At 65.0% G+C, this 24,062-nt stretch carries 17 protein-coding genes; 4 read left to right on the top strand and 13 right to left on the bottom strand.

Annotated features, from left to right (window positions below; all coding sequences use genetic code 11):
• Positions 1 to 142: 142 nt before the first annotated feature.
• From FHW84_RS06945 to FHW84_RS06925, 5 genes are all read right to left on the bottom strand, one after another.
• Positions 143 to 601, bottom strand: coding sequence for a hypothetical protein (locus FHW84_RS06945; protein ID WP_167253732.1), 459 nt, complete (start codon positions 599 to 601; stop codon positions 143 to 145).
• 48 nt (positions 602 to 649) lie between these two features.
• The gene (locus FHW84_RS06940) at positions 650 to 5,434 is read right to left on the bottom strand and encodes an RHS repeat protein (RefSeq protein WP_167253730.1); all 4,785 of its coding nucleotides are present in this window, start codon (positions 5,432 to 5,434) and stop codon (positions 650 to 652) included.
• A 188-nt stretch (positions 5,435 to 5,622) separates the two neighbouring features.
• Complete coding sequence (locus tag FHW84_RS06935) at positions 5,623 to 5,997, bottom strand: hypothetical protein (protein WP_167253728.1); 375 nt, start codon at positions 5,995 to 5,997, stop codon at positions 5,623 to 5,625.
• Between the two features lie 94 nt (positions 5,998 to 6,091).
• Positions 6,092 to 7,090: an alpha/beta hydrolase-fold protein gene (locus FHW84_RS06930; RefSeq protein WP_208399649.1), complete on the bottom strand. Its 999-nt coding sequence runs from the start codon at positions 7,088 to 7,090 to the stop codon at positions 6,092 to 6,094.
• Between the two features lie 73 nt (positions 7,091 to 7,163).
• Positions 7,164 to 8,648 carry a serine hydrolase domain-containing protein gene (locus FHW84_RS06925; protein ID WP_167253726.1) on the bottom strand — a complete coding sequence of 495 codons (1,485 nt, stop codon included), beginning with the start codon at positions 8,646 to 8,648 and terminating at the stop codon, positions 7,164 to 7,166.
• A 142-nt stretch (positions 8,649 to 8,790) separates the two neighbouring features.
• On the opposite strand from FHW84_RS06925, the gene FHW84_RS06920 reads away from it, so the two are divergent.
• Together FHW84_RS06920 and FHW84_RS06915 are read left to right on the top strand one after the other, a co-directional pair.
• Positions 8,791 to 8,967, top strand: coding sequence for a hypothetical protein (locus tag FHW84_RS06920; RefSeq protein WP_167253724.1), 177 nt, complete (start codon positions 8,791 to 8,793; stop codon positions 8,965 to 8,967).
• Positions 8,968 to 9,555: 588 nt separating this feature from the next.
• Positions 9,556 to 12,192, top strand: a complete 2,637-nt coding sequence (locus FHW84_RS06915) for a TonB-dependent receptor (protein WP_167253722.1) — start codon at positions 9,556 to 9,558, stop codon at positions 12,190 to 12,192.
• 97 nt (positions 12,193 to 12,289) lie between these two features.
• Here FHW84_RS06915 and FHW84_RS06910 read toward each other — a convergent pair whose 3' ends face one another.
• Complete coding sequence (locus FHW84_RS06910; protein ID WP_167253720.1) at positions 12,290 to 13,192, bottom strand: LysR family transcriptional regulator; 903 nt, start codon at positions 13,190 to 13,192, stop codon at positions 12,290 to 12,292.
• Between the two features lie 99 nt (positions 13,193 to 13,291).
• On the opposite strand from FHW84_RS06910, the gene FHW84_RS06905 reads away from it, so the two are divergent.
• Both FHW84_RS06905 and FHW84_RS06900 read left to right on the top strand, forming a co-directional pair.
• Positions 13,292 to 14,152, top strand: a complete 861-nt coding sequence (locus FHW84_RS06905; RefSeq protein ID WP_167253718.1) for an aldo/keto reductase family oxidoreductase — start codon at positions 13,292 to 13,294, stop codon at positions 14,150 to 14,152.
• Between the two features lie 87 nt (positions 14,153 to 14,239).
• Positions 14,240 to 15,670, top strand: a complete 1,431-nt coding sequence (locus FHW84_RS06900; protein ID WP_167253716.1) for an FUSC family protein — start codon at positions 14,240 to 14,242, stop codon at positions 15,668 to 15,670.
• Here the strand turns inward: FHW84_RS06900 and FHW84_RS06895 are convergent.
• The 7 genes from FHW84_RS06895 to FHW84_RS06865 all read right to left on the bottom strand — a co-directional run bounded on the left by FHW84_RS06895 (position 15,655) and on the right by FHW84_RS06865 (position 23,803).
• A complete protein-coding gene (locus tag FHW84_RS06895) occupies positions 15,655 to 16,575 on the bottom strand; it encodes a M14 family metallocarboxypeptidase (RefSeq protein ID WP_167253714.1) in 921 nt (306 codons plus the stop codon). The two genes, FHW84_RS06900 and FHW84_RS06895, sit on opposite strands and share 16 nt — an antisense overlap.
• 91 nt (positions 16,576 to 16,666) lie before the next feature.
• Positions 16,667 to 17,509, bottom strand: a complete 843-nt coding sequence (locus FHW84_RS06890; protein ID WP_167253712.1) for an SAM-dependent methyltransferase — start codon at positions 17,507 to 17,509, stop codon at positions 16,667 to 16,669.
• Between the two features lie 58 nt (positions 17,510 to 17,567).
• On the bottom strand, positions 17,568 to 18,008 hold the full coding sequence (locus FHW84_RS06885) for a hypothetical protein (RefSeq protein WP_167253710.1): 441 nt from the start codon (positions 18,006 to 18,008) through the stop codon (positions 17,568 to 17,570).
• A gap of 140 nt (positions 18,009 to 18,148) precedes the next feature.
• On the bottom strand, positions 18,149 to 18,736 hold the full coding sequence (locus tag FHW84_RS06880) for a porin family protein (protein WP_167253704.1): 588 nt from the start codon (positions 18,734 to 18,736) through the stop codon (positions 18,149 to 18,151).
• A 276-nt stretch (positions 18,737 to 19,012) separates the two neighbouring features.
• On the bottom strand, positions 19,013 to 20,659 hold the full coding sequence (locus FHW84_RS06875; RefSeq protein ID WP_167253702.1) for an ATP-binding cassette domain-containing protein: 1,647 nt from the start codon (positions 20,657 to 20,659) through the stop codon (positions 19,013 to 19,015).
• 13 nt (positions 20,660 to 20,672) lie between these two features.
• Positions 20,673 to 23,543: a type 2 lanthipeptide synthetase LanM family protein gene (locus FHW84_RS06870; RefSeq protein WP_167253700.1), complete on the bottom strand. Its 2,871-nt coding sequence runs from the start codon at positions 23,541 to 23,543 to the stop codon at positions 20,673 to 20,675.
• A gap of 71 nt (positions 23,544 to 23,614) precedes the next feature.
• Complete coding sequence (locus FHW84_RS06865; RefSeq protein WP_167253698.1) at positions 23,615 to 23,803, bottom strand: DUF6229 family protein; 189 nt, start codon at positions 23,801 to 23,803, stop codon at positions 23,615 to 23,617.
• Positions 23,804 to 24,062 lie beyond the last annotated feature (259 nt).

Genomic DNA, 24,062 nt, shown 5'->3' with positions numbered 1-24,062 from the left:
TGGTCGCCTTGAAGACTGCGCCATGCGCGCACTTCGATCTATATCTGTCGCGCCAACTTACTGATCTGGCTGGTGGAAACGTGGGGATACCTCAGCCACCGGCCCCTTATTCGTAACTACTCCCGGCCATTATTCACTCTAGTCATTCCCCCTTTGATGGCGGGGGAAGGGTTGTTCGATGCTCAATGCCATCTACCCCGATCGCCTCTATAGCAAACAGATCCCCGCTTGCGTGATAGTAAAGTCGGACGAAGGTGTCACCATATTTCACCCTGCCCTTGCCAGCACAGGATTTCACCACGTAGTACGACGTCGCACCGTAGACATGAGTGGCCTGTTTATTTGTCAAATCTTCTCTTATATCGGGCACGCCCAAGATCGATTCCACCAAGGCCTTGGAATCACCAAGATTGACTTTCGCGATGTTTGCCACTAATTGCGCTTTGGAGTCCGCACTCATCTCTACGCAGGCCATTGATGCAGCCGTATCAACTGGCGTAGATCCACTCGATGAGTGTTGCTGGCCACATGACGCGCAAGAAAGAGCAAATACCCCTCCGCCGAGAACGCGCAGTAGGTGAGAAATCATAAATCGCGGCATAACTCTCTCCGGCATTGGCGAAATTTAGTCCATTCATTTTTGCAATGATTAGGGCCACATTTGACTCGGAGCGGTGAAATCGCGACTACCTTGACCCACCTCATGTAGCGCGCGCCCATACTCGAGCACATCTTCCGGATCCCAGATTAAAGGACTCGGATACCCGATAAGATGTTTTCCAGATCCACCCGCCCGCAATGCATCCATAACGGTTGTAGAACAATTTTGGGAGACCGAATTGTATTTGTGGCTCTTCGAGAACTTAGCCCACCAATCCCTGATGGCATCCTCATCAAGGTTATCTAGATGAATAGTGGTGGTCGGGCGACGGCCCTCGCCTTCCCTTGAGCTATTGTCATGATCAAATGTGTTACCAGCGATCGCGTCTACCTCAAAGTAGCTATCCAACCAAGAGCCAAGCGGGTACTCACGATCAGTGGGCTGTGGCCACCAGCTTATGTAGGTATTGTCATCAAGCATCAACGCAGCGTGGCCCCAGTCACCGTCGTAGCCTTTCCAAATATAGAGATTGGCGAGCCCAAGAGGGTCGATGCTTCCATACGGCCTGCTATGAACGTAGGCATAGGTGTTCAGACCGCCACCTAGTCTCAACGGATCGCTCCTCATATAGCGCCCAATAGTGGGATCGAAATCGCGATTCAAGTTTTGATACAACCCTGACTCGGCGTCGAAGTATTGCCCAGGGAAACGCAAGTTGAGAGACGCACCGCTGGCCGTGGTCGTTGCCTCACCAAACGGATTCCCCTGATAACCCCACTGCCACATCGCAGACCCCGTGCCGTCAGTGACCGCACGCGGTGTACCTAGCGCATCCGCATGAACGTAATGCACCGTGCCAGAGGCGCCACTCGTATCCACTACCGCCACGGGTAAGTTGTCGAGCCAGACGTAGTTACGGTTTGTCAAACCGTACTCGCCGAGGAGCTGGCTGCCTTCATCGTAGGCGAAGCGCTGATTGACGGCAGCGGCCTTGGCGACACGTTGACCCATCGCGTTATAGGTGTAATTCGCCACGGTCTGCCCATTGCGCTGCACCACCGTCATGCGATTGCGATCGTTGTAGCCGTAGCCAAACGTGTCACCACCCGTCCCATTACCCGTGGTGTTGCCGTTGGCGTCATACGTCCGGACGCTACTATTTATGCTCGCCAGCCAATGCGTACCGGCCTGATAGCCGTAGGTACCGGTCGCCAGCCCGCTGGCTGACTTGCTGAGGCGATCACCCGTCTTGTTGTACGTATAGGCCTCAATCGCTTGACCCTGTGCATCCTTGAGGCCGGTCAGGCGATACAGTGGATCGTAGCTATAGGTCTCAATCGCCGGATTGGCACCCGGCGCATTGCCCAGTGCCGTGATGTTGCCCATTGCGTCGCGGGCGAAGTGCAAATTCAACGCCGGACTGACGACATCCGTCACCGCGTAGTTAGCATCGTAGCTACGCGTGATCGTCTGGCTATTACCCAATGTGTAGCTGGCAATCGGACCGAACGGCAGGTAGCTGACATTGGTTACCACGTTGCCGGCGCTGCCCGCACCCGGCAGCTGCGCGGTGACCACATTGATGCGCCCTAAGCTGTCGCGGCCGTACTGGATAAAGGTTCCATCCGGCGTGCGAGTGCTAGCGAGGCGGTCCGCCAGGGTATAGGTGTAGCTGACCGAATCGACGTTGGTGCCTTGGGTCTGGCGCTTCTGCACCACATTGCCACGGAGGTCGTAGCAGTAGACCGTGGTGACCGCTGTCTCCACCATGCTAGTCAGGCGGCCGGCTGGATAGGAGCCCGTGCAACCGGTAACGCTATTGGCTTCGTCATAGTGATAGCTGACGTTGGCGGAGCTGGTCGGATAGGTGGTCCCGGTAATGCGGTTCAACGCATCGTAGGTGCTATGGCTGACCACGCCCCTCGCATCCGTGGTCTGAATGCGACTACCCGCGGCGTCGTAAACGTAGGTGGACGTACCGGTGTCCGGGCTGTGCAGACCGGTGGCATTGCCCAGCCCGTCGTAGTCGTACGTCGTATTCAAACTATCCGGATCGCTCACGCCCTGCAGCTCGTCGCGCGGACCATAGGCGAAGACACTCTGGGTGTTCTGCGTGGCGGTGTCGGTGCCGTTGTAGTTGTCGATCGTGCTGACCAGGCGGTTCAGCGCGTCGTAGCCTTGCTTGCGCTGGATGCCCAGCGCATCGGCACTGCGTACGAGGTTGCCATTGCCGTCGTAGCTGTCGCTGAAGCTGGCGTCGAAGACCGTGCGATTGAGGCCATCCTTGATGCCGGTCAGCTGCCCCAGCGTGTTGTAGCTGCGGGCCAGCGAGCGGCGCAGGGTGTTGCTGGCGTCGAAGGTTTCTTCCTTGATCTTGTTGCCGGCGGCGTCCAGCGTGTAGTGGATGCGGTTGCCCAAGGCGTCCGTGATATCGGTGAGGCGATGGGCGGCGTCATAGGTGTAGGTCACCTGCACGCCGTCCGGGTCCTTGATCGAGGCGACGGCACCGTAAGGCGTGTAGCCGATCTGCGTGACCGCGTCGTTCGGCGAGGTACTGCCGTCCGCGTTCGCGCGGACGGTGCGGGTCGACAGCCAGCCGCGCGGCGTATAGGTCGAATCGGTCAGGACGCCATTGGCGTCGCGCTGACGGACGACGCGGCCGTTCTTGTCATAGGCCACCATGGTGGTGACTTGCCCAATGGCATTGGTGACCTGATAAAGATCGCCCGCCCGGTGACAAGCACCGCCGGCCGTACCGCAACCTGATTCGTCGGTGCTCAGGTAGTAGCTGTAGTGCGCCGTGCTCGTGAGATCGGTGCGCGGCCCGGTGATGCTGAGAAGCAGACCGATGCGGGGGCATTGCGTGCCATCCACGGCATCGCAGTACGTATAGGTCCAGCGACGCACGCCAGCAGGGACAGCCCCGGTGACAGCGCAGGTGTAGCTGGCGGCCGTTGAAGCATCGATGTCACAGCGCGCTAGCGCCCATCCGGCCGCGTTGTAAACCCAGCTGGTGCTGGATACGACAGTGCCGCCGGCGTCGCTGAGTGTCCGCGCCAGAGGTACGCGAAGGGCCGCATTCCATCCGATGCTGGCCGTACGCTGCGTCGCCGTCCCTACGCCCTCAACGCGCTGCTGGAGCAGGCCTTGTGCGTTGAAAACGTAGCTGGTGGTGACATCATTCCAATCCTTGGCCGTCTTCAGAAAGCCATTGGCGTCATAGGTCATGCTTTGCCCCATGCATTCCTTGCATGCGGGCCCGCTGACCGACATCAACCGCCGGCCACCGGCAATACTCTGGTAGTTATAATTGCGCTGGGCGCCGAGATTGTCGGTTACCGTGGTTACGTCGCCGCTGTAACTCAGGGTGCTCGTGTCCACATTGCCATTGAGCGCACTGCCGGTCGCCATGCCGGTGGTGCTGTCGTAGGTCCAGGTGGCGTAGGTGGAGTTGGCTTCATCCACCCAGGCAGTCAAAGCTTGAGGGAAACCCGTGGCCTCATACTTGTAGCCGACCGACTTTCCATCCGCATAGGTCACGGAAGACAGGCGGCCGATGCTGTCGTACGCGTAATGCACAGTCGTCTGATCGGGCAAGGTGAGCTGATCGAGCAGCCCGGCGGTGGAGTAGCTGAAGCTCAGCACTCGCCCGTAGCTGTCGGTCACGGAGCTGACCTGGCCCATATCCGACTTGGGTCCAAACGTCGTCGCAACCGTTCTTGTGTAGCCGTCACGCCGGACGATCTGCAGCAGATTGCCGTTCACGTCGTAACTTTCGACATCGCCATTTTCGGCGGTCAGCGTGAATCCGGCGCTAGTCGCCGCGAGGGAAATGGCGCTCTGGCCAGTTGATGAGCAGGTACCGTTGTAGCAGACGAAGTGGTAATAGCGGCCATCGGGACGGAAGACGGAGAAAGCAATCGCCGCGTCCCCCATGGGCTTCGAGTACGCCAGAGCGCCAAGGGTGTTGAGCACCGAAACCACCGCTCCATTGGAGAGCTGACACTTGCCACTCCCTGCGTATGTCGCGGTAACCCCCGCAAAGTTGGGGTTGGGTGCACTTCCGCCAATGCCTTGGACGATATCGCTCACGCCTTGGACGCAGGCCTCTTCGGCCGAGCCATAGACCGAAGAAGTCGATGAAGCGCGGAACGTCGCCTTAGGCAGAGACGACTTCAGACTTCTGTTTAAAGGGTAAATGTGTCTGGACGCATACTCGTTCTGCCAGCCATATCTGCCAAGATCGGGAGCCAGTGGATTGCTGTTGTAGTAGCGGGTGTAGGTCAACCCGCCGTCGCCGTCCACGAAGTCAACGGCCGACTCCGACATGTTCCCGGAGCCCATCTCAATGGGATATTTCGTCGCCGCCCGCCCCTGCTCGCATTGGCACTGCCCTTTATCGGCTTCACTACCTGCCAAAGTGAGGTAATAACCTTCTCGACAGAACCATTCGCCTGACGGCTTGTAGTAAGACCAGACGGAGTTGTTGTCGCAGGTATAGACCTCATACGTAGCCACCGTATAGAGGCTGGCATGACCGGAAGAATCGGCACAACTTGTTTCGCCGATCATGTAGCGCGTGTACTGATGAACACCATGCGTCGCATTTTCAGGTAGTTCCCTCCACCCGATAGGCACGCAGGTCGGAACGCCATACGGCCAACCCGACGCCAGATACGGCTGCCAGAACGCACGGGCATCAGCCTCAGACCACATCAGCTGGTTATAGCTGCTGGCCTGCGTACCCAACTTCCACGTATTCCAGTTCTGCGCGTTAGCAACCGACATCAATCCGAATACGCAACAGAACACCGCGAGCAGCCAACGCCTCATACCCAGTTCCTTCGAGCAAGCAAAACTTTTACCCACAAAAAAAACCGAGGCTGCACCGCAACCCCGGCCCTATATCGAAATCTTCCACGACGGCCCGCCGTCGAACGTGATCAAACCCTCATCCATGATTTTCCACCTCTAGGGGCAGTCCTAAAACAACAGCAACTCCAAAAAAATCTCCCCTTTTCTCAACGACTAGCCCCCAACAACCCCACCTTATACCCCGCCTCCCGCAACCGATTCGTGGCCTTGGCATTAAGCACCAGCAACGTAATCAATCCCACCAGCGGTACGAACATCAGGATCACCAGGATCACCTTCGTTCCCGTGCCATAACCCAGCCCGCTGCTGATGCGCAGGATGCCCATCAGCGACAGCACCAGCGAAGCGATGGCCAGCAGGCCGGCGATGGTTTCCCCGGCGCCGCGCACCAGGATGATCGCCAGGTAGACCAGGATCGCGTAGATCACCAGCTTCTGGCCGCTGGCGACCTGCTCGATGCCCGGATCGTTGCGCAGCGTGTCGCCTAACGGCGCCTTGGGCGCCTCGTACGGATTGCTCATATTGTCCCCCTGTGGTGGCTGGTCGCCGGATCAGCGCCCTCCCTGTCCCCAGGGCGCGCGCCGTATCGTGCCGCAAACGGAGGCGCGGCGGGAGTTACCGGGTCGCGGCGGGTTCCTGCGGCGGCGTCAGCATGGCCTGCAGGCCGTGGGTGATCAGCGTGGGGAAGACGGTGAGGTGGTCTTCGTCGCCGATCACCACCGAGCGGATATGCAGGCCGGGGTAATGCCGCGACTTCAGCACGCGCTCGAAGGCCTGCGCATTGCGCACCATGTCCACGGCGTTGTGATAGCGCTTGTCGGGCGAGCCCGGATCGACGGTTTCGAAGCCGCCCAGGGCCATGAACACATCCGCCGGCAGGTCTTTATGGCTGGCCGCATAGGCGCGTTCGCGCTCGAACATCACCTTGCCGTCGAACTGCAGCGACGGACTGCCCAGGATGTAGTGCTCGAACATGCCCGGCTCGGTCAGCAGCATGTGCACGCCGAGCAGGCCGCCATAGGAATGGCCGGCATAGATCTTGTCGTGCATGTCGGCGCGGTAATGGCTGGCGACGAAGGGAAACACTTCTTCGGCGATAAAGCGCCGGTAGTTTTCCGCCTCGCCGTACAGCGGCGCGCGGCCGGGCATGTCGGACTCGGCGCTGGACGGGCCCTTCGCCGTGGGCGTGTAGTCGCGGTTGCGGCTGTACTTCGGCGTGTCGCCCTTGGCGTAGGAAAGGCCGATGAGGATGAAGTCGCGCAGGCCGTTGCCGTGGTCGCCGACGCGCCGGGCGATGCTGCGGATCAACGGGAAGGCATACGGCGCGTCGGTGACGAAGACCACCGGATAGTTGCGCTCCGGATGCTCGGCGTAGCCATCAGGCAGGTAGACGTCGAGCTGGTAATCGCGCCCAAGGATCTTCGACGGCAGGTCGCGCACCTCGGTGCCTTCCAGCGCATATGCCGGCGGCGTGGCGGGTGCGGCGGCAACAGGCGGCGCCGTGGCTGCGGGCGCCGGTGCGGCTGTATGGGTCGAAGCAGAAGGCGCGGCGCCATTCGAGCAGGCCGCGAGCAGAACGAGTGCCGCCATCATGGCGGCCGAACGAAACATCATGAGAATCCCTGGCGAGAGCGGCAGCGAAGAGCGGCGGCCATCGAAACACAAGCGCCGCTCCCTGCCAACGCCATCATGGCTTCGCCGGCGCCAGTTCCGCCAACCGCGTCTTGGCATGCTCGTTGTCCGGGTTGCGCTCCAGTGACAACCGGTAATTGGCGATGGCGTGTTCGCGCTCGCCCAATGCCTCCTGGCATTCGGCCAGGCTGTCGTAGGGATTGAAGCTCTGCGGATGCTGCGCCACGTTGTAGGCGAACACCTGCACCGCATCCTTGGGCCGTTTTTCCTGTTGCAGCAGCCGGTAGCCCCAGCCGTTGAGGTAGTTCTCGCTCAGGTGCAGGCCTGGATAGGTGCGCGCCACCTCGGCCACCGTACCGGCGACATCGCCATAGCCGTGCTCCGCGAACGCCTTCTCCAGCGCCGCCTCCGCGGCCGGCTTGCCGAACACCTGGTCGCGGATATGGTTGGCCGCCATCTGCAGCTGGCCCTGCGTGTTGTTGGCGCTGCGGTTGGCCAGCAGCACCACGCCGTAGCCGGTGCCGGGATAGACCTCCATGAAGCTGGCGAAGCCGAAGGTGCCGCCGGAATGCACGAAATGGCGCTGGCCTTCGATCGTGGTGTCGATGATCCAGTTGAAGCCGATCGCGAACTCGCCCGGGTCGCCCCATTGCGGCTGGTGCGTGAGCTTCACCGCCGGATCGCTTTCGTCGAGCTGCCGCGCCACGTACTTCGCCATGTCGCGCGAGCTGTAGCGCAGGCCGCCGGCGGCACGCGTCACCGGCGCATCCCATACCGGCGCCACGCGGCCTTCATTGGTGTAGCCCACGGCCATCTGCGCGGCGCGCGCCTTGTCGGTGCCGCTGGCCATGCCGAGCGGGCGCTCGATGCGCTCGGCGAGCAGGGTTTCGAACGGCTTGCCGAGCAGCTTCGCATCGATCAGGCCCACCACTTGCGCCGCGACGTTCGAATGCGCCGGCGTCTTGCCGGGTTCGCGCTGCAGCTTCGCGCCGTGCAGATCGGCGAGGAACTGCGGCGGTGTGTAGCGATTGAGTCCTGCCACGAGCACGAACGGAGCCTCGCCCGGCTTGGCCTGCCTGGCCGCTAGCGCCAGCGACTCCGGCAGGTTGTCCGGCAGCGCCGAAGTAGTCGACACCAGCTGCTGCAAGGTTACCGGCCGCCCTTCGTAGGCCAGGCCGGGATAGTCGCCGGGCGGCAGGTAGCGGCGCATGTCGTCGCCCAGCTGCGCCTTGTGTTCCAGCACGGCCTGCGCCAGCAGCAGGCTGCCGAAGGTCTTGGTGATGGAGCCGATCTCGTAGACGGTGTCGGCGGTGGGTGCGCGTGCCTTGCCGCGCTCGACGGTGCCGAAGTCGTAGAACGAGGCCTTGCCGTCCTTCACCACCGCGATGGACAGGCCTTCGGCATTGCCGGCCTCGATAAAGGCCTTGCCCTCCTTGCGGGCCGCCTCGTCGAGGCGCTCCTGGGCGGTCTGCGCGGCCTGCGCGCCGGCGGCCCAGAGGGCGGCTGCGGCGATGCAGGCGGCGAGCGTGGTCCTTGCCATGGTGGTTCCCCTTAGGATGCGCGGGCGAGCCACGCGTCCGCCGGACTCTAGTGGCGTCTTCGCCGGCCGGGCTACGTGACTTCCGCCATCCCCGCCCCCATCATCCGGATTCCCGTCCGGATCCGCCCACGCGGCTGCGCCCATGACTCACAAGACTCCCGCCGAAACGCACGTCGTCCCCGACCCCGCCGAGAGCGCCGACCATCCAGGCATGCATCGCCCGGGGCATACGGTGCTGGATACGGTGGAGACCAGCGAGCTGGATGAACTGCAGCGAGAGGATGCGTTGCGGCATTCGATTCTGCGTACGCCGCGGTAAGCGCGGCTCAGGCGTTCGGACGCCGCGCCATCCCCAAACTTCCCTCGTTGTCCAGCGAGCTCCCTGGCCTGGTTGCTGGCCCGCGCTCCAATGGCCGCACCCGCGTGAAAGGCGCGGCTGCGACAACGTCGTCATGCCTTCCGCAGCCATCCGGACAAAACTCCCCGGCACAGCTTTAAGAACGAGTCATGTGTGCACTGCAAAACGCGCACATCGGCGCCCTGCTTGAATCGATTCAAATTAGACGCTCCAAATTTTTGCGATGCGCCATAAAGACTCAGGCACTCAATAGCTTAGATGTTGACCACCGTCGTTTAGATCGTGGCAAAAATTCGTTGACAACGTTATCGGGCACGCCTAAGACTGCGCGGCACGCCTCCGTGGAAAGGGAGTGGTTCGACGGAGCGGCCGCGGGACGGTATCGACAGTCGGGGGGACTGACGTACCGGCCACAAGAAGCGCGGCGCAGGAACTGAGCAATCGGCGGACAGACGCACACGAGCCTGGAGCTCGTGCGGTTTCGTTCGCCCCACGAAAACGAACGGGTGCCCGACACCCGGCACAAACCCCCGATCGGAGGCATCGACCATGGATTACCGCAGAAGCACGCTCGCCGTCAGCATCCTGTCCGCCCTGCTGTGCGCCGGCACGGCGATGGCGCAGGACGCGGGCACGGCTCCCGCCCAGAGCAACGACCCGAACAAGCCGCAAACCCAGCCGCAAACCCAGCCGGGCCAGGCCAGGCAGCTGGAGACCGTCACTGTCAGCGGCATCCGCGCCAGCCTGCAGAAGTCGCTGGACCTGAAGCGCAATTCCGATTCGATCATCGACGCGATCTCCGCCGAGGACGTGGGCAAGTTCCCCGATACCAATGTGGCCGAGTCGCTGTCGCACCTGCCCGGCATCAGCGTGGACCGCAACTTCGGCGAGGGCGACAAGGTCAGCATCCTCGGCACCGATCCGGCACTGAACCGCCTGCTGCTCAACGGCCAGACCGTGGCCTCCACCAACTGGACCAGCGATCCGAACCATCCGGACGGCCGCTCGTTCAACTACAGCCTGCTCACCTCGGAAATCATCGGCACCGCCGAGGTGTACAAGACGCCGCAGGCGCGCATCGACGAAGGCAGCATCGGCGGCACGGTCATCGTCAACACGCGCCGCCCGCTGGACCTGAAGGCCAATACGCTCACCGGCACCGTCAGCTACGGCTACAACGACCGCGCCGACAAGGGCAAGCCGAACGCCTCGGTGCTGTACAGCTGGAAGAACGACGAAGGCACCTTCGGCGTGCTCGGCTCGCTGATGCATTCGGACCGCATCATCCATCGCGAAGGCACCGAGATCTTCGGCTACCAGCGCGCCAACGACCCGAACGATACCGATCCGAACCACCAGTTCCCGGCCAGCGTGGTGCCGCCGGGCAGCAGCTTCACCTACCCGACCGCGATCAACACCGCGCTGTTCACCCAGCACCGCAAGCGCGACGGCGTGGCCACCGGCATCCAGTGGAAGCCGAACCAGTCGTTCGAGCTGAACCTCACCGGCCTGTACGTCACCGAGAAGTTCGACAACTACAACCAGAGCCGCTACGGCGACTGGTCCGGCAGCGCACCTGCTGCCACCTCGGTCAACGTCGCCAACGGCGTGGCCACCGGCGGCTCGTACGGCGCCAGCGCGCCCACCTACCTGGACGGCTACGAGCGCTTCTCCAAGGTCAACACCGGTGCGCTGCAGCTGCGCGCCGACTGGCACGGCGAAGGCTGGAATGCGTCCAGCCAGATCGGCTACACCAATTCCTCGGGCGGCTCGCAGGGCATCTACAGCCTGCAGTTCCGCGGCTACGGCGGCTATAACTGGAACCTGGCCGGGGAGCATCCGCAGATCAACTACAACACCGACCCCACCGACGCCAGCCAGATGCTCGCCCACGGCGCCGGCTTCAGCCGCGCGCCCAGCTACGACCGCGAGCGCTATTTCCAGGCCGATTTCAGCCACGACGTGGCGCTGGGGCCGTTCAATACGGTGGAGCTGGGCGTCAAGAGCAGCAACCACTTCAACGGCCAGACCAACTACGCCGCCAGCATTCCCACGCTCGACAACAGCGGCGTCACGCTCGCCAACCTGCAGGGCGGCATGACCGGCAGCGATTATCTCGACGGCCTGAGCCCCGCCGGCAATATGGCGCGCTGGGTGCAGATCGATAAGGGCGGCCTGAAGAACTACGTCAATTCGCTGTTCACCGGCGCGCCGATGGACCCGAAGGCGACCTATGCGATCACCGAGCAGAATCGCGCCTTCTATATCCAGGGCGATTTCGGCGGCACCGATTGGCGCGGCAATGTCGGCGCGCGCTACATCCACACGCGCAACGGCATCACCGGCTACAACGTGATCGCCAACAACCAGTACGAGCCAGTCGACCAGAAGAACCGCTACAACGAGTGGCTGCCCTCGTTCAACATCGCCTACGACGTGCGCGACGACCTGACCCTGCGCTTCGCCGCCGCCAAGACCCTGGCCCGCCCGCGCTACCAGGACATGACCCCGTACGTGGCGCTGGACGACCGCACCCACACGGGCTCCTCCGGCAACGTCGACCTCAAGCCGTACAAGTCCACCAACTACGACGCCACCGCCGAGTGGTACTTCGCGGAGAACAGCCTGCTGTCGGCCGAGTTCTTCTTCCGCCGCATCAGCGACTACGTGCTGTACGACACCGTGGCGCGCACCTACTACGACCTGACCGCACAGCAGAACGCCGTGTACCAGATGGTGACGCCGGTGAACGCGGGCGTGGCCAAGGTCAAGGGCGTGTCGCTCACTTATCAGGCCAGCTTCGGCTACGGCTTCGGCCTGGCGGCGAACTACACCTACTCGGACGACGACACCAGCAACAACTTCCCGCTGCCGTACAACTCCAAGAACTCCTTCACCCTCACGCCGTACTACGAGCAGGGTCCGTGGAGCGCACGCGTCACCTTCAGCCGCCGCTCGCCGTATTTCACGCAGATCGGCGTGCTGGAATCGCAGCAGATCACCGGCCGCTTCCGCCAGCTGGATGCCTCGGTGTCGTACCAGCTCAACGATCACGTGCGGCTGCAGCTGGATGGCACCAACCTGCTGGACGAAACGTACTTCGTCTACAACGGCACGCCGAGCCAGCCCTACAACGCGTACAAGAACGGCCGCACGTACACCTTGAGCATGAACTTCAAGCTGTAACACCGAGGCCCGGCGTAGGTTGGGGTGAGCGCGAAGCGAACCCCAACAAACGTCGCCGCGTGTGGCCACGTTGGGGTTCGCTTGCGGCCACCCCAACCTACGCCGGGGCCGCGGCCTTCACGTAATCGACGAAAGCGCGCAGCGGCGCCGGCAGATGGCGCCGCCCGGGGTAATACAGGAACGGCCCGGAGAACGCCTGCCACCAGTCTTCGAGGATCGGCTCCAGCGCGCCGCGCTCCAGATATGGCCGCAGCATCTCCTCGTACAGATGGATGACACCCAGCCCCGCCACCGCGGCATGGATCTTCAGGTCGATCGCCCCGCCGAGACTCACCACCAGCGGACCGGACGGGTCGACGCGCACCACTTCGCCCTCGCGTTCGAATTCCCATAGCGGCATCGCGCCGCTGGCGAAGCGTCCACGCAGGCAGGCATGGGCGAGCAGGTCGCGCGGATGCTTCGGCCTGCCGCGGGCATCCAGATAGGCCGGCGCCGCGGCCGTGGCGAAGCGCTCCACGCGCGGCCCCAGCGGCACCGCGATCATGTCCTGCTCCAGCCGCTCGTCATAGCGGACGCCCGCATCGCAGCCGGCGGACAGCACGTCGACGAAACTGTCCTCGACCACTACGTCCACGCGGATCTCGGGATACTCGCGCATGAAGCCGGCCACCAGCGGCGGCAGCACGGTGCGCGCGACGCCCGCCGGCACGTTGAGCCGCAGCGTGCCGCTCGGCTTGTCGCGGAAGACGTTGAGCACGTCCAGCGCCGCTTCCATTTCGCTGAGCGCCGGCGCCAGCCGCTCGATCAGGCGCTGGCCGGCCTCGGTCGGCGCCACGCTGCGCGTGGTGCGATGGAGCAGGCGCACGCCCAGCTTGGTTTCCAGGCGCTTCACCGCCGCGCTCAGACCGGAGGCCGAGAACTCGCCCGCACGCGCGGCGTCGCGAAAGCCGCCGGCCCGCACCACCGACACGAACGCCATGAGATCGTTGATCTCGGCCATTGTTCAGTCCTTCGCACAGCCCGTGCACATGGAACCGGATTATCCGCCAGGCCGGCTTTCCTCATAGTGCCCACCGCACCCACTGATGAGGCAACCGCCATGCCCCCGCTCGCTTATTCCTTCGCCGGCCGCAGCATCAACCGCATGGGCTACGGCGCCATGCAGCTCGCCGGCCCCGGCGTGTTCGGCCCACCCAAGGACCGCGCCGCCGCCGTCGCCGTGCTGCGCGAAGCCGTGGCCGCCGGCGTCGACCATATCGACACCAGCGACTTCTACGGCCCGTACGTCACCAACCAGATCATCCGCGAGGCCCTGTATCCGTATCCGGAGCGCCTGCTGCTGGTCACCAAGGTCGGCGCGGTCCGCGGCGCCGATGCGTCGTGGCTGCCGGCGCAGGAGCCGGATGACCTCGAACGCGCCGTGCACGACAACCTGCGCAACCTCGGTCTCGACAGGCTGGACGTGGTCAATATGCGCATCCTCGGCGCTACCCATGCGCCGAGCGAAGGTTCGATCGCGCGACAGGTCAGCACGCTGGCCGGGCTGCAGCGCCAGGGCCTGATCCGGCATATCGGCCTGAGCAACGTCACCGCGGCTCAGGTGGCGGAAGCGCGCGGCATCGCGCCGATCGTCTGCGTGCAGAACCACTACAACCTGGTACATCGCCAGGACGACGCGCTGGTCGACGAACTCGCACGGGAAGGCATTGCCTACGTGCCGTTCTTCCCGCTCGGCGGCTTCAGCCCGATCCAGTCGGGCGAGCTTTCGCGCATCGCCGCCGCGCTAAATGCCACGCCGATGCAGGTGGCGCTGGCGTGGCTGCTGCATCGCTCGCCGAATATCCTGCTGATTCCGGGCACCTCGTCGGTCAAGCACCTGCATGAAAACCTGCAGGCCGCGCAGCTTGCGCTGTCCGCGGCGACGATGGCCGAACTGGATGCGCTAGCCCAGCCGGCTTGACCGGCGACAGGGACGGCGATGCCCAACGGCATGCGCCGTCCTTCGGCACAGCGATTAGGATGGCGCACCGCCCAACCGCCGATGCCCATGTCACGCTCCGTTTTCGCAAGAACACGCGACCGCATCCCGAGCCCGTCCGCGCTTGGGCGAGCGCTGGCCGAAGCCACGGCCACCTTGCTGGCGGCGCTCGCCACCATGCTGTGCGCGCTGGCCATCGCACCCGGGGCCGGCGCGGCCACGCTCGCCGTGGTGCTGTGCATTTCGCTGTCGCGCAGCCAGCTTGACCGCGACCTGCGCGGACGGCTGGAGGCCGCCGTGGTATTGCCGCTGATCGGTGTGGTGGCGCTGGGGGTCGGCTTGCTGCTGCGCCACCTCCCGTGGGTTGGCGCCGCGGTCTTCGTCGCCGGCATGTTCGTATCGATCTGGCTGCGCCGCTTCGGCCCGATGGCGCAGCGCGCCGGCAGCCTGATCGCGCTGCCGTTCGTGGTGCTGCTGACGGTGCCGCATCTGCGGCCGGCGGCGAACGGCGTGTTGCCGGTATGGCTAGTGCCGATCGTGGTGGCGCTGCTGGCGCTGTTCTGGGTGACGGTCTTTCATCTGCTGGTGCGCTGGCTGCGTATCCGGCCATCGGCTGACGAAGACGACGCGCCCGTCGCGGCGCCTGCTGCGCAGGACAAGCCCGGGCTGGCGGTGAGCACGCGCATGGCGATCCAGATGGCAGTCGCTCTTGCCGCCGCGTTCGCGATCGGCTTTTTCTTTTTCCGCGAACGCTGGGGCTGGATCGTACTGACCGCCTTTATCGTCAACAGCGGCAATCGCGGGCGGCTGGACGTCGTCTACAAAAGCGGCATGCGCGTGCTGGGCGCGGCGGCGGGCACGGTGTTCGCTTTGGGCATGGGCCAGCATCTTGGCATCGATCACCGCGCCACGGCGGCGCTGATTCTCGCTGCCCTGTTCCTGGGTGTCTGGCTGCGGCCGTTCGGTTACGCGTGGTGGGCGCTGTTCGTGACGGTGGCACTGGCCTTGCTGCAAGGCTTCGACGGCGGTGAACCCGGCGGCCTGCTGTGGCAGCGCATGGAGGAAATCATCCTGGGTGCGCTGATCGGCATCGCGGCCGCGTGGTTCGTATTGCCGGTGCGTTCCACCGACGTATTGCGCCGGCGCCTGGCCGACGCGCTGGCGGCGTTGAGTGAAGCATTGGATCCGTCGACGGAAGGCCGCGGTGCGGCGCGATTCAATGCGGCGCTCGATCGGGTGGAACAGGTAGCGCCACCCTTCCGTGCCTTCCGCCTGCTCGCACGCCAACGTGCGATGCACCCGGCGGACTGGGCCGACACCTTGCTCGATTGCCGCCAATCGGCGTGTGCGCTGATCGATCAGGGCGCCACGCCCGGGCGGATACGCCAGCTGGCAGGCGCCGCGCGGCGCTCGCTGCGCGAGCCCGAAACCCTGGCGCCCGCCTTGCACGAGCTGCGCGGCGCCCTACGCGAGATGCAGGCGGCTCAAGCGCCTGCGTGAGCCAGCGCGTAATCGATCGCCGCACACACCGCCGCCGCCTGCGCCGCATTGCACTGCTCCGGCGTGGCGCGCGGGCTGTCCGGGTAGACCTCGGTGGTGGTCGTGTAATGCGCCGAGGTCACGCCCGCGCACAGCCCAAGCTTGCGCAGCGGATAGCGGATCACACCGGGCGCCACCACTTCCGAACCGATGATCTCGCCCTTGGCATCCGCCGGCGCGATATGCGTCACCTTGGCCACCGCCTCGATCACCGCCTGCTGGAACGCCGGCTGGGGGTTCTCGCTGTCGTCGACCAGATAGAAACCATCCGGAATCTCGCCCGGCTCGGACGGCTTGCCGTCGCGCGCCGCCAGCGCGGGGCGGAATTCGCTCTCATCGGTGTCGGTGGTTTCGTGCAGGTCGATATGCATCAGCACGCGATCGCGATAGGGAGCCACCAGCCGCATCAGCGCCGCGGATTCGCCTGCCGGGCTGTTCTCGCGGAAGGAACGGTTGGGATCGATCGCGTCGGGATTCCAGCGATGGATGCGCTCATAAGCCCAGGGGCTGATGCACGGCGCGATCAGCAGATTGGCGCGCCCCTCGTAATCGGCTGCGTGCAGGTCGACAAACTGCAGCGCGCCATGCACGCCGCTGGTTTCGTAGCCATGCACGCCGCCGGTGACCAGCACGATAGGTAGATCCTCGCGCCAGCCGCGGCTCCTGATCGCCAGCAGCGGATAGCTTTCGCTGGCGTAGTCCAGGCGGCCGTATTCGGTCACGTCGAAACGCGCACGCAGGGCGTCGATCTTGCTCTGCACTTCGTCCGCGTAGCTGCGGTGCTTCACCTGGCGCGCCAGCCACGCCGCCTTTTCCGCGGGACCCCAAGGGGTGCCGGGCGTGCCGATCGGATAGGGGGTGGTCATGGCGTAGTGCGCTCCGCGGGGGTCGGGTGAGGCGGGGAACTTTAGCACCGCTTACCTGCGAGGCATCCCGCGCGCCATCCGCACCGCAGCCTCAGCGCCGCACTGCCAGCACGCCATCCAGCGCCAACTCCGCCCTGAACCCCGCCTTCTCCAATCTGCGCGCCACTTCGCGTGGCACATCGCGGTCGCTGGTCAGCTTGTTCGGGCTGCCGGTGTAATGGAACATCCGCCCGCCGCGGCGGATCACGCGCGCGAGCTGGTCGTAGAAAACCTGCGAATAAAGCTCGCCGGCAATGCCGAAACGCGGCGGATCGTGCAGCACCGCGTCCACCGAGGCATCGGCCACCGCGGCGATCGCCTGCGAGACATCCGCCTGCGCAAGCTGCAGGCGCCCGCCCGCCGCCGGCGCATCCGGATCCGGCGACCACGGATTGAGTGTGCGCAGCCACAGCACGTCGGGGTTCTTTTCGAACGACTGGATCCGCCCCATGCCCGCGTCCAGGCAGCAGGCCGCGAAATAACCCAGCCCGCCGCAGGTATCCAGCACCGCCTTGCCGCGCGGCTCCACCAGCGCCACCTTGCGGCGCGCATCGTCAATCGGGGATTCCTTCGAGGTGGGCAGCATCTTGATGCCGTCGATCTCGAACGTGGGCGCGCCCCATTCGGTGGGCACCAGCTTGATCAGCGAAGCGGAGAAACGGGAGACGGGCGCGAACTCGTCGCCGTCCCAGTAATAGATGGTGCGGTCCTTGATCTTGCCGGGGTACGGGTAGTGCTGGTCTTTCCACAGCCAGCCGTCGGGCTGGAGCGAGGCCGTGCCGTTCGAACGCCCGAGATCGAGCGAGCCGGTCCAGGTGCCCGCACCCGCCGCGTGCGCCTGCTTGAGCGCTTCCGCCGCCGGGAGCGTCAGCAATGGACCGGAATAATGCGGCACGGCGTATTTCCCGCTGGACAAGGCCGCCAAGAATATCCGGTTTGGCGCCGGACCTGCCTCAACGCCCGGGAGCCGGGACTCCAAAGACCTTGCGGTAAATCCGCGGCGTCGGCGTCAGCATCTGCCGGACCCGGTCTTCGGAAAGGCTGCGCCATACCCAGCGGATATCCCGCGGGAACAGCTTATGCGGGTAAAGGCTGGGCGTGGTTCCGTCATCGCCGCCCTGCGCGATGCCCAGGACGAACAGGCCCTCGGGGCTCCGGCAGAGCCAGTTCACATCGATCATCAGGACATCGCCCCAGCGGCTGGTCATGCAGCTGGGGCGCCAGCGATGGACGACCAGCAGGTCCGAAGCCGGCATCGGCTTGCCGTGGACCATGGCCTGCTGGCTCTCGAATGACATTTCCAGCAGATCCAATGAGCCGTTCCCGCCCCATCCGCAGACACGGTAGATGACGATAAACAGCAGCAGCATGACCGGCAGAAGATTGATCCACATGACCGAGGTATCGCTGCATTGACCGCGTGCAAGTTCAGACCATCCGATGGCAAAACACCAGCGATCCTTGCAAAAAAAGAGCCGGGGAATCGCTCACCCGGCTCGGGATATCCGCTGAAGCGGCGCTTCAGCCAAGGCCATTACTGGCCGAAGCGCCACTCCAGCGTCGCCGACGCCATGAGCGGGCTGTTGGTGCCCGTGATGAAGCGCTTGGCCTTGGCCTGGTAGCGATCGATGTTCAGGCCCAGGCTGAAGTTCGGGCTGACGTCGTAGGCAATGCCGGCGCCGACATAGACGTTGACGTCGTTGTCCGAATCCTCGCCCTGCAGGCCGCCGCTGGCGGTGACCTTGGACTTGGAGAAGAACGCACCCAGGCGCGCGGTGACGTGCCAGGTGTCGGACAGGCGCCAGCGGCCGTTGCCGCCGAGCGTGAAGCCGTTGACGTGCAGCTTCAGGTCGTAGGGGTAGCCGTAATAGAAGCCCTTGGCTTCCGGCTTGCCCAGGTCGACGTAGCCGGCCTCGATGCCCCAGGTGTCCTGCCAGCGGTAGCCGAAGTTCAGGCCGTAGCCCCAGCTGTTCTTGTCGGTCAGGCCGTCGACGTTGGAGTGCGACATGCCGGCGCTGGCGTTGATGAAGAAGTTGTTCGGGTCCGCATTGCCGGCATGGGCGGAGAACGAGCAGGCGGCCAAGGCGGCGCCCAGCGACGCGGTAAGAAGCAGATGACGCATGAAGACCTATCCCTAGTAAGTGTGAAATGCGCCTGTGAGGCACCCATACCGGTGCCGCCGTCGCCTGGGCGGGAGTGGTGAACGCATGGGCCCCTCGGGCCCCGTCCGATCCGGCCGGATCGATCTGGAAAGCCATCCCTCTGGCCTGAACCGCGTCCCTGCTCCCCCCGGGGGCGGCTGGCGGGCCCCGGTTCGGGCGCAGACATTAGCAGCAGGTGCGGGGTGCGCGCGAGTGAGCCGGGACACGGCTTGCGGCATCCGGGCCGCCGCAAGCGGCTAGGCCAGTGCGCTCCGGGGCGCCGCGGGGCGCGTATCGGAGACGATCTGGCCCAGGTCCAGCGCGATCACCCGGTCGGCCACATGGAAATAGCGGTCGTCGTGGCTGATCGCGATCACCGTCTTGCCGGCCGCCTTCAGGGCCGGCAGCAGGCTGCGGTAGAAGTAATCGCGGAAATGCACGTCCTGGTCGGCGGCCCATTCGTCGAAGAAAAAAATATCGCGGTCTTCGGCATAGCACTGCAGCAGGGCCAGGCGCTTGCGCTGGCCGGTGGACAGAGCCAGGCGGGACAGCTCGCCATCGCGCGTCTGTACGTGTTCGCCCAGGTCCAGCACGTCGAGCAGTTGCCCGATGCGCGCATCCGACAATGGATGGCCCTGTGCATCCAGCACGTGGGGAAACAGGAAGAAATCGCCGAACACGCCGGTAAAGCGTTCGCGATAGGCGCGCGGATCCTGCCCGACCGGTGCACCGTCGATGCTGACGCGGCCCTCGCCCGGTGCGATCAGGGAGCTGAGCAGGAGCAGCAGCGTGGACTTGCCGCTGCCGTTGCCGCCCACGATAAACACCATCTCGCCGCGAGCCAGCGTGAGATCGATCGGACCGACCGTCGGTCGGGTGCCGGTGTGACCCGGATACCGATAGCAGACATTCTCCAGGCGGATCTCGCGCCAGCTCTCCAGCGCGGCCGATGCTGGCGCGCGCGACGGCGGTTCATCGAACGCTCCGCCCGGATCCAGTCCCACCCGCTCCAGATGCCGCAGGCTGGCCGCGCCGACGGCCAGCTGCCGCCCCGCACTCACCAGAAAACCCACCGGACCGCCGAGAAATACCGCGCCAATGACGAAGCGGATGATGGTGTTCTGCGTCAGCCCCAGCGAGGCATAGCCCAGATACACGATCAGGAAGATCGAGCCGTACAGCACCGCCATCGACCAGGCTTCGTTGAGCCCCAGCCCCGCATGCGCGCGCAGCATCAGGCCGCGCGCGCGGCCGATCGCCGGATTCATCAGCTCGCGCGTGAAGTGCCCGGCGCGCGCCTCGTTCAGCGTCATCTCCTTCTTGCCGTCGCTGATGAAGCGGAAATACTCGAACACCTTCTCGTTGGCACGCCGCAGCTCGTCCAGCTTGCCGCGCATCACCCGCGCCAGCAGCAGCGAAACGGCGAAGCTCGCGCAGAGGAACAAGCCGAGCATGCCCAGCAACGGCGGCGACACCGTGGCGAGATAGCCCGCATACAACACCGCGAGCAACAGGTTGTAGGCCAGCAGCGGCGCCACCAGGGCGAGCGGTGCGATGTTGGCGACGTCGTCGATCAGCGAGCCGAATACGGTGTGTTTCTGGTCGGCCAGCTTTTCGTACTCGAGATCGATAAAGCGCCGCGCCAGCTCCGTGCGCAACTGCGCCACCAGCGCGGCGCCCAGCCGCGCCAGCAGCAGCTGCGACAAGGCATTGGCCGCCAGCAGCGCCAGCAGCCAGCACACGCCCGCCGCCAGCGGATGCGCCATCGCTCCGTGCAGGCCTTCCGATGCCAGCCGGTTGATATGCGACAGCAAGGCCACCGTGCAGCCGGCGCTGGCGCAGGACAGCAGCGCCGCGCCCGCGAGCGAACGGTAATGCCGGCGGAGGAAGCGCTGCAGGATCATGGAGGTGCGCCGCTCAGGCGGTCAGCCCTTCCTGTTCGAAGGCGCGGTTGCGCGCGTACTCGCCCAGGCGGGTTTCCATCAATAGCGGCGAAGGGATATCGCAGTCCGGATGCATGCGCAGCAGCTGGTGGATCGAACCGGAAATGCCGCTCATCAGGCCCGGCGTGAACGCATCCCTGGCCAGGCCGCCGACGATGCCGTGCTCCTCGATGCTCGAAAGAATCACCGCGCTGCCCGGCATCGCCTGCGGCGGCAGCAGGTCCGGCACCAGCGGGCTGGCGCGCAGCAGCAGCTCCCACATGCTCAGGTCGCCATGGCATAGCGTGTGGCTGTAGCCCCAGCCGCCCTGTTTGGCGGCCTGCACGGCGCGGCGCAGCGTATCGAGGTGGCGGTCCTCGCCGGTGCGCAGGTACAGGTCGCAGGCGGCCAGGCCGATGCCCACGCTGCCGTGGCACCAGGTGTTGGGAAACTCGCGGCTGTCCGGCTTGCGCACGTCGAGCCAGTTGCCGAACTCCGGCAGATAGAGCGATTCCTCGAAATCGAAGGCACGCTCGCCGAGCGCCAGCCAGCGCCGGCGATCTTCGGCACTGCCCGCTCCACTCAAGCCCAGCCGCGTCAGCACCCAGCCGATGCCGGTGGACCCGTGCGCGAAGCCGCCCAGCGGCTCGTCGTATACCGCCGCCGGCCAGCGCGCCCCGCGCTCGTCGACGATCGCTGCCTCTTCCAGCCGCCGCGCCGCCTTTGCGGCAAGCGCCAGCCAGCGCGCATCGCCGCTGGCATCGGCCAGTTGCAGCAGCGGCACGATGGCGCCGGAGACGCCTTCGAGGATGTCGAAATTGCGCTCCTCGCCGAAGGATCGCCGCTCCATCGCCTCGGCGCGCGCAATCGCCATCGCGAGGAAATCCGACTGCGGCTGGAACGCGTGCAAGATGAGCCAGGACAGAATCTGCGAGCCCACGCCGATAAAACCGCCCACCGCTTCGATGGGGCGCGCCCGCTCGGTACTGCGCATCACCATCAGCACGCCATCCAGCGCTTGCTGCACGCCGGCCACTTCATCGGCACGCCCCGCACGCATCTCGCGCACATACGCCGCCAGCGTGACGGCGACGCCGCACAGGCCGACATAGAGATTCGGCTGCAGGCTGCGCATGGCCCAGCCGGCGCGGCCCAGGATGGGGCTGATCCAGGTGACGGTGCCGTCCTCGCCGCGCACGGAGAGTTCGAGCAGTTCCTGCACGGTGAGCGCGGCCATGGTGCGGCGGCGGCGGTCGAGGTCGCGTGCGCTCGGATCGCTTGGACGCAGATCGTAGGGCGCGCGCTTGTCGTCGTTGAGGCGTCCGTTGAGATGCGCCGTCACCAGCGCGCCGCGGATGGTGAGTTCTTCCAGGTCCAGCCGCATCGCCTGCCAGGCGCCGAAGATCTCGTCGAGCTGGGCCTGATCCAGTTCGTTGGCGAATACGGGCACGTCGCCGTAGCGCATGTCGTCGATCTCGGCGCGGATCGCCGCGGCGTCGCGCGGCGCCACCAGCGAGGCTTGCGAATTCTTTTCCAGCAGGTCGCGCGCGCGTTCGATCGCGGCCGGCTCGTCGTGCAGCGAGGCCGGATGCCACAGCATGCGCATCACCTCGACGTAGATCTGCGTGGGCCGCAGGATCAGCCGGATACGGCTGCCCAGGAACACCTTGAGCTTCGGCGCCAGCGCACCGTCGCGATGCAGCGCGGCGAAGCGGCCGGTGAGCTGCTGGAAACCCGCCAGGATATCCGGCCAGAAGCGCGAGATATCCGGGTTCTCGCACGGGTGGTTGCGCGCCATGTCGACGTCGATGCTGACCAGGCCCACGCGCGCGTCGCTGGTGCCGTGGTTGACGATCTCCGGCACGCGGATCTTCGGCTGCTGTCCCGGCAAGGCGCCGATGGCCGAGATATCGACGCCATCCATGCCCAGCGCCGGCGCGCGGAACGGCACCAGGCCGGTGCGCAGCACCGAAGAGCGGATCATCGCGTCGGCGAGATCCACGGCCTGTCCAAGCTCAGTGACCTGCGGCGGCGGTTCCGGCACGAACAGGCTTTCCACGTCGACCACGTAGGGCACGGGGCCGCAGGCGATCAGGTTTTCATGATGCACGTCGGTGCCGCCCAGCAGGCGCAGCACGGCGAGCCAATGCCCGATATGGCGGTAGAAGGTTTTCAGTTCGTCCTGGTCGGCGCAGTGGCGATGCTCGACGAAAGCTGTCCAGCCGTAAGCGCCGCGATCGAGCACCGCAGGTACGCGGATGCGCTCGGCCACGCCTTGAAACAGATCGTGGAGAAAGCTTTCCAGCGCCTGGTCGACGCGCACCGAACGCGGCTTGTACATCAGCCGGCCGCCGTCGAATTCCAGCTGCGCCACGGACTGGCCGCCGTCGTGCACATCGCCCTGGCCCAGGCTGGCGGCGCGCAATGCGCCTGCGGGCTGGCCGAGCAAGGCGGCGAAGGCAGCGCGGTCGGCGACGATGCGCCGGGCAAGGGTAAGAATGGCTTCGCTCTGCTGGCCGAGCGCGCGATCGAGGCGCTCTTCGAGCACCGGATAGCGGCGGCGCAAGGTGTCCTTGAAGGCGTCCTGCCTGGCCAGTTCGAGAAACTGCGCGAACTTGCCGCTTTCGTCGGGTGCGGTGAGCTGCCCGGACAGCTTCGCCGCATGCAGCTCCAGCAGCAGCACGCGATTGAGCTTGCGCTCGGCGTTGTCGCGCAGCGCCTGGTGCGCCTGCCGTATCAGGATCGCGCTTTCGCCGTCGCCGAGTCCCGGCACGGCGCGGATGCGTTCGGCCAGCGAACGCCGGGCATCGGCGGTGAGGTGATCGATGATTCCCAGGAACGTATCGTTCGACGGCGCGTCGCCCATGCTCAACACCCGGTAGTGAGGAACGGAATTCGTCCGCAGCCGTGGCACGGCCACGGCTGCGGCGAATCAAATCAACAGCAGAAGCCGGGGCGCGAAGCCGTGCAGCCGCTGCAGCGGGTATCCAGCGCGATTTCCGGGCTGGTCACGGCCGCGATGGTGGCCGCCTGGCCTTCGGTGTACAGCGAGCCCGCCGGATTGGCGTAGCCGTCCACGTTATCGGAGCCCTTCAGCCAGCCTTCCACGATGTGATCGATCTGCATGGGTCGTACTCCTTGATGGTGTGCGCTCGGATGGGACGCGTACGCGTCTACCGCAGTGAGCGCGGCTGCGGTGAAAGCGAATGGGGATCAGGCGGACCGCGCACGAGCGGGACAGGCATGCCGTGGCGAAGCGTTGCGGCGAAGCGGAAGCAGAGGCGATGTACTGGGCGATGTCATCCGTGGCGACGTCCCTTCCTGTCCTTTCACGCGATGCCCCCTGCATGCGTCGGTGGCCAGCTGCCGCGGCCGTTTCCTTGAA

It is taken from the genome of Dyella sp. SG562, from assembly GCF_011759495.1.
Taxonomy (GTDB): domain Bacteria; phylum Pseudomonadota; class Gammaproteobacteria; order Xanthomonadales; family Rhodanobacteraceae; genus Dyella_D; species Dyella_D marensis.
Note: the sequence above shows the minus strand (reverse complement) of the source record. Positions and strands in the feature narration are given on the sequence as shown.

Bases quoted from the DNA above. Each gene is read 5' to 3' on its own strand.
- FHW84_RS06925 (WP_167253726.1), bottom strand. From the start codon at position 8,648: ATGGCAAGGACCACGCTCGCCGCCTGCATCGCCGCAGCCGCCCTCTGG.
- FHW84_RS06940 (WP_167253730.1), bottom strand. From the start codon at position 5,434: ATGAGGCGTTGGCTGCTCGCGGTGTTCTGTTGCGTATTCGGATTGATG.
- FHW84_RS06875 (WP_167253702.1), bottom strand. From the start codon at position 20,659: ATGATCCTGCAGCGCTTCCTCCGCCGGCATTACCGTTCGCTCGCGGGC.
- FHW84_RS06880 (WP_167253704.1), bottom strand. From the start codon at position 18,736: ATGCGTCATCTGCTTCTTACCGCGTCGCTGGGCGCCGCCTTGGCCGCC.
- FHW84_RS06865 (WP_167253698.1), bottom strand. From the start codon at position 23,803: ATGCAGATCGATCACATCGTGGAAGGCTGGCTGAAGGGCTCCGATAAC.
- FHW84_RS06930 (WP_208399649.1), bottom strand. From the start codon at position 7,090: ATGATGTTTCGTTCGGCCGCCATGATGGCGGCACTCGTTCTGCTCGCG.
- FHW84_RS06945 (WP_167253732.1), bottom strand. From the start codon at position 601: ATGCCGCGATTTATGATTTCTCACCTACTGCGCGTTCTCGGCGGAGGG.
- FHW84_RS06915 (WP_167253722.1), top strand. From the start codon at position 9,556: ATGGATTACCGCAGAAGCACGCTCGCCGTCAGCATCCTGTCCGCCCTG.
- FHW84_RS06870 (WP_167253700.1), bottom strand. From the start codon at position 23,543: ATGGGCGACGCGCCGTCGAACGATACGTTCCTGGGAATCATCGATCAC.
- FHW84_RS06920 (WP_167253724.1), top strand. From the start codon at position 8,791: ATGACTCACAAGACTCCCGCCGAAACGCACGTCGTCCCCGACCCCGCC.
- FHW84_RS06885 (WP_167253710.1), bottom strand. From the start codon at position 18,008: ATGTGGATCAATCTTCTGCCGGTCATGCTGCTGCTGTTTATCGTCATC.
- FHW84_RS06895 (WP_167253714.1), bottom strand. From the start codon at position 16,575: ATGACCACCCCCTATCCGATCGGCACGCCCGGCACCCCTTGGGGTCCC.
- FHW84_RS06905 (WP_167253718.1), top strand. From the start codon at position 13,292: ATGCCCCCGCTCGCTTATTCCTTCGCCGGCCGCAGCATCAACCGCATG.
- FHW84_RS06910 (WP_167253720.1), bottom strand. From the start codon at position 13,192: ATGGCCGAGATCAACGATCTCATGGCGTTCGTGTCGGTGGTGCGGGCC.
- FHW84_RS06935 (WP_167253728.1), bottom strand. From the start codon at position 5,997: ATGAGCAATCCGTACGAGGCGCCCAAGGCGCCGTTAGGCGACACGCTG.
- FHW84_RS06900 (WP_167253716.1), top strand. From the start codon at position 14,240: ATGTCACGCTCCGTTTTCGCAAGAACACGCGACCGCATCCCGAGCCCG.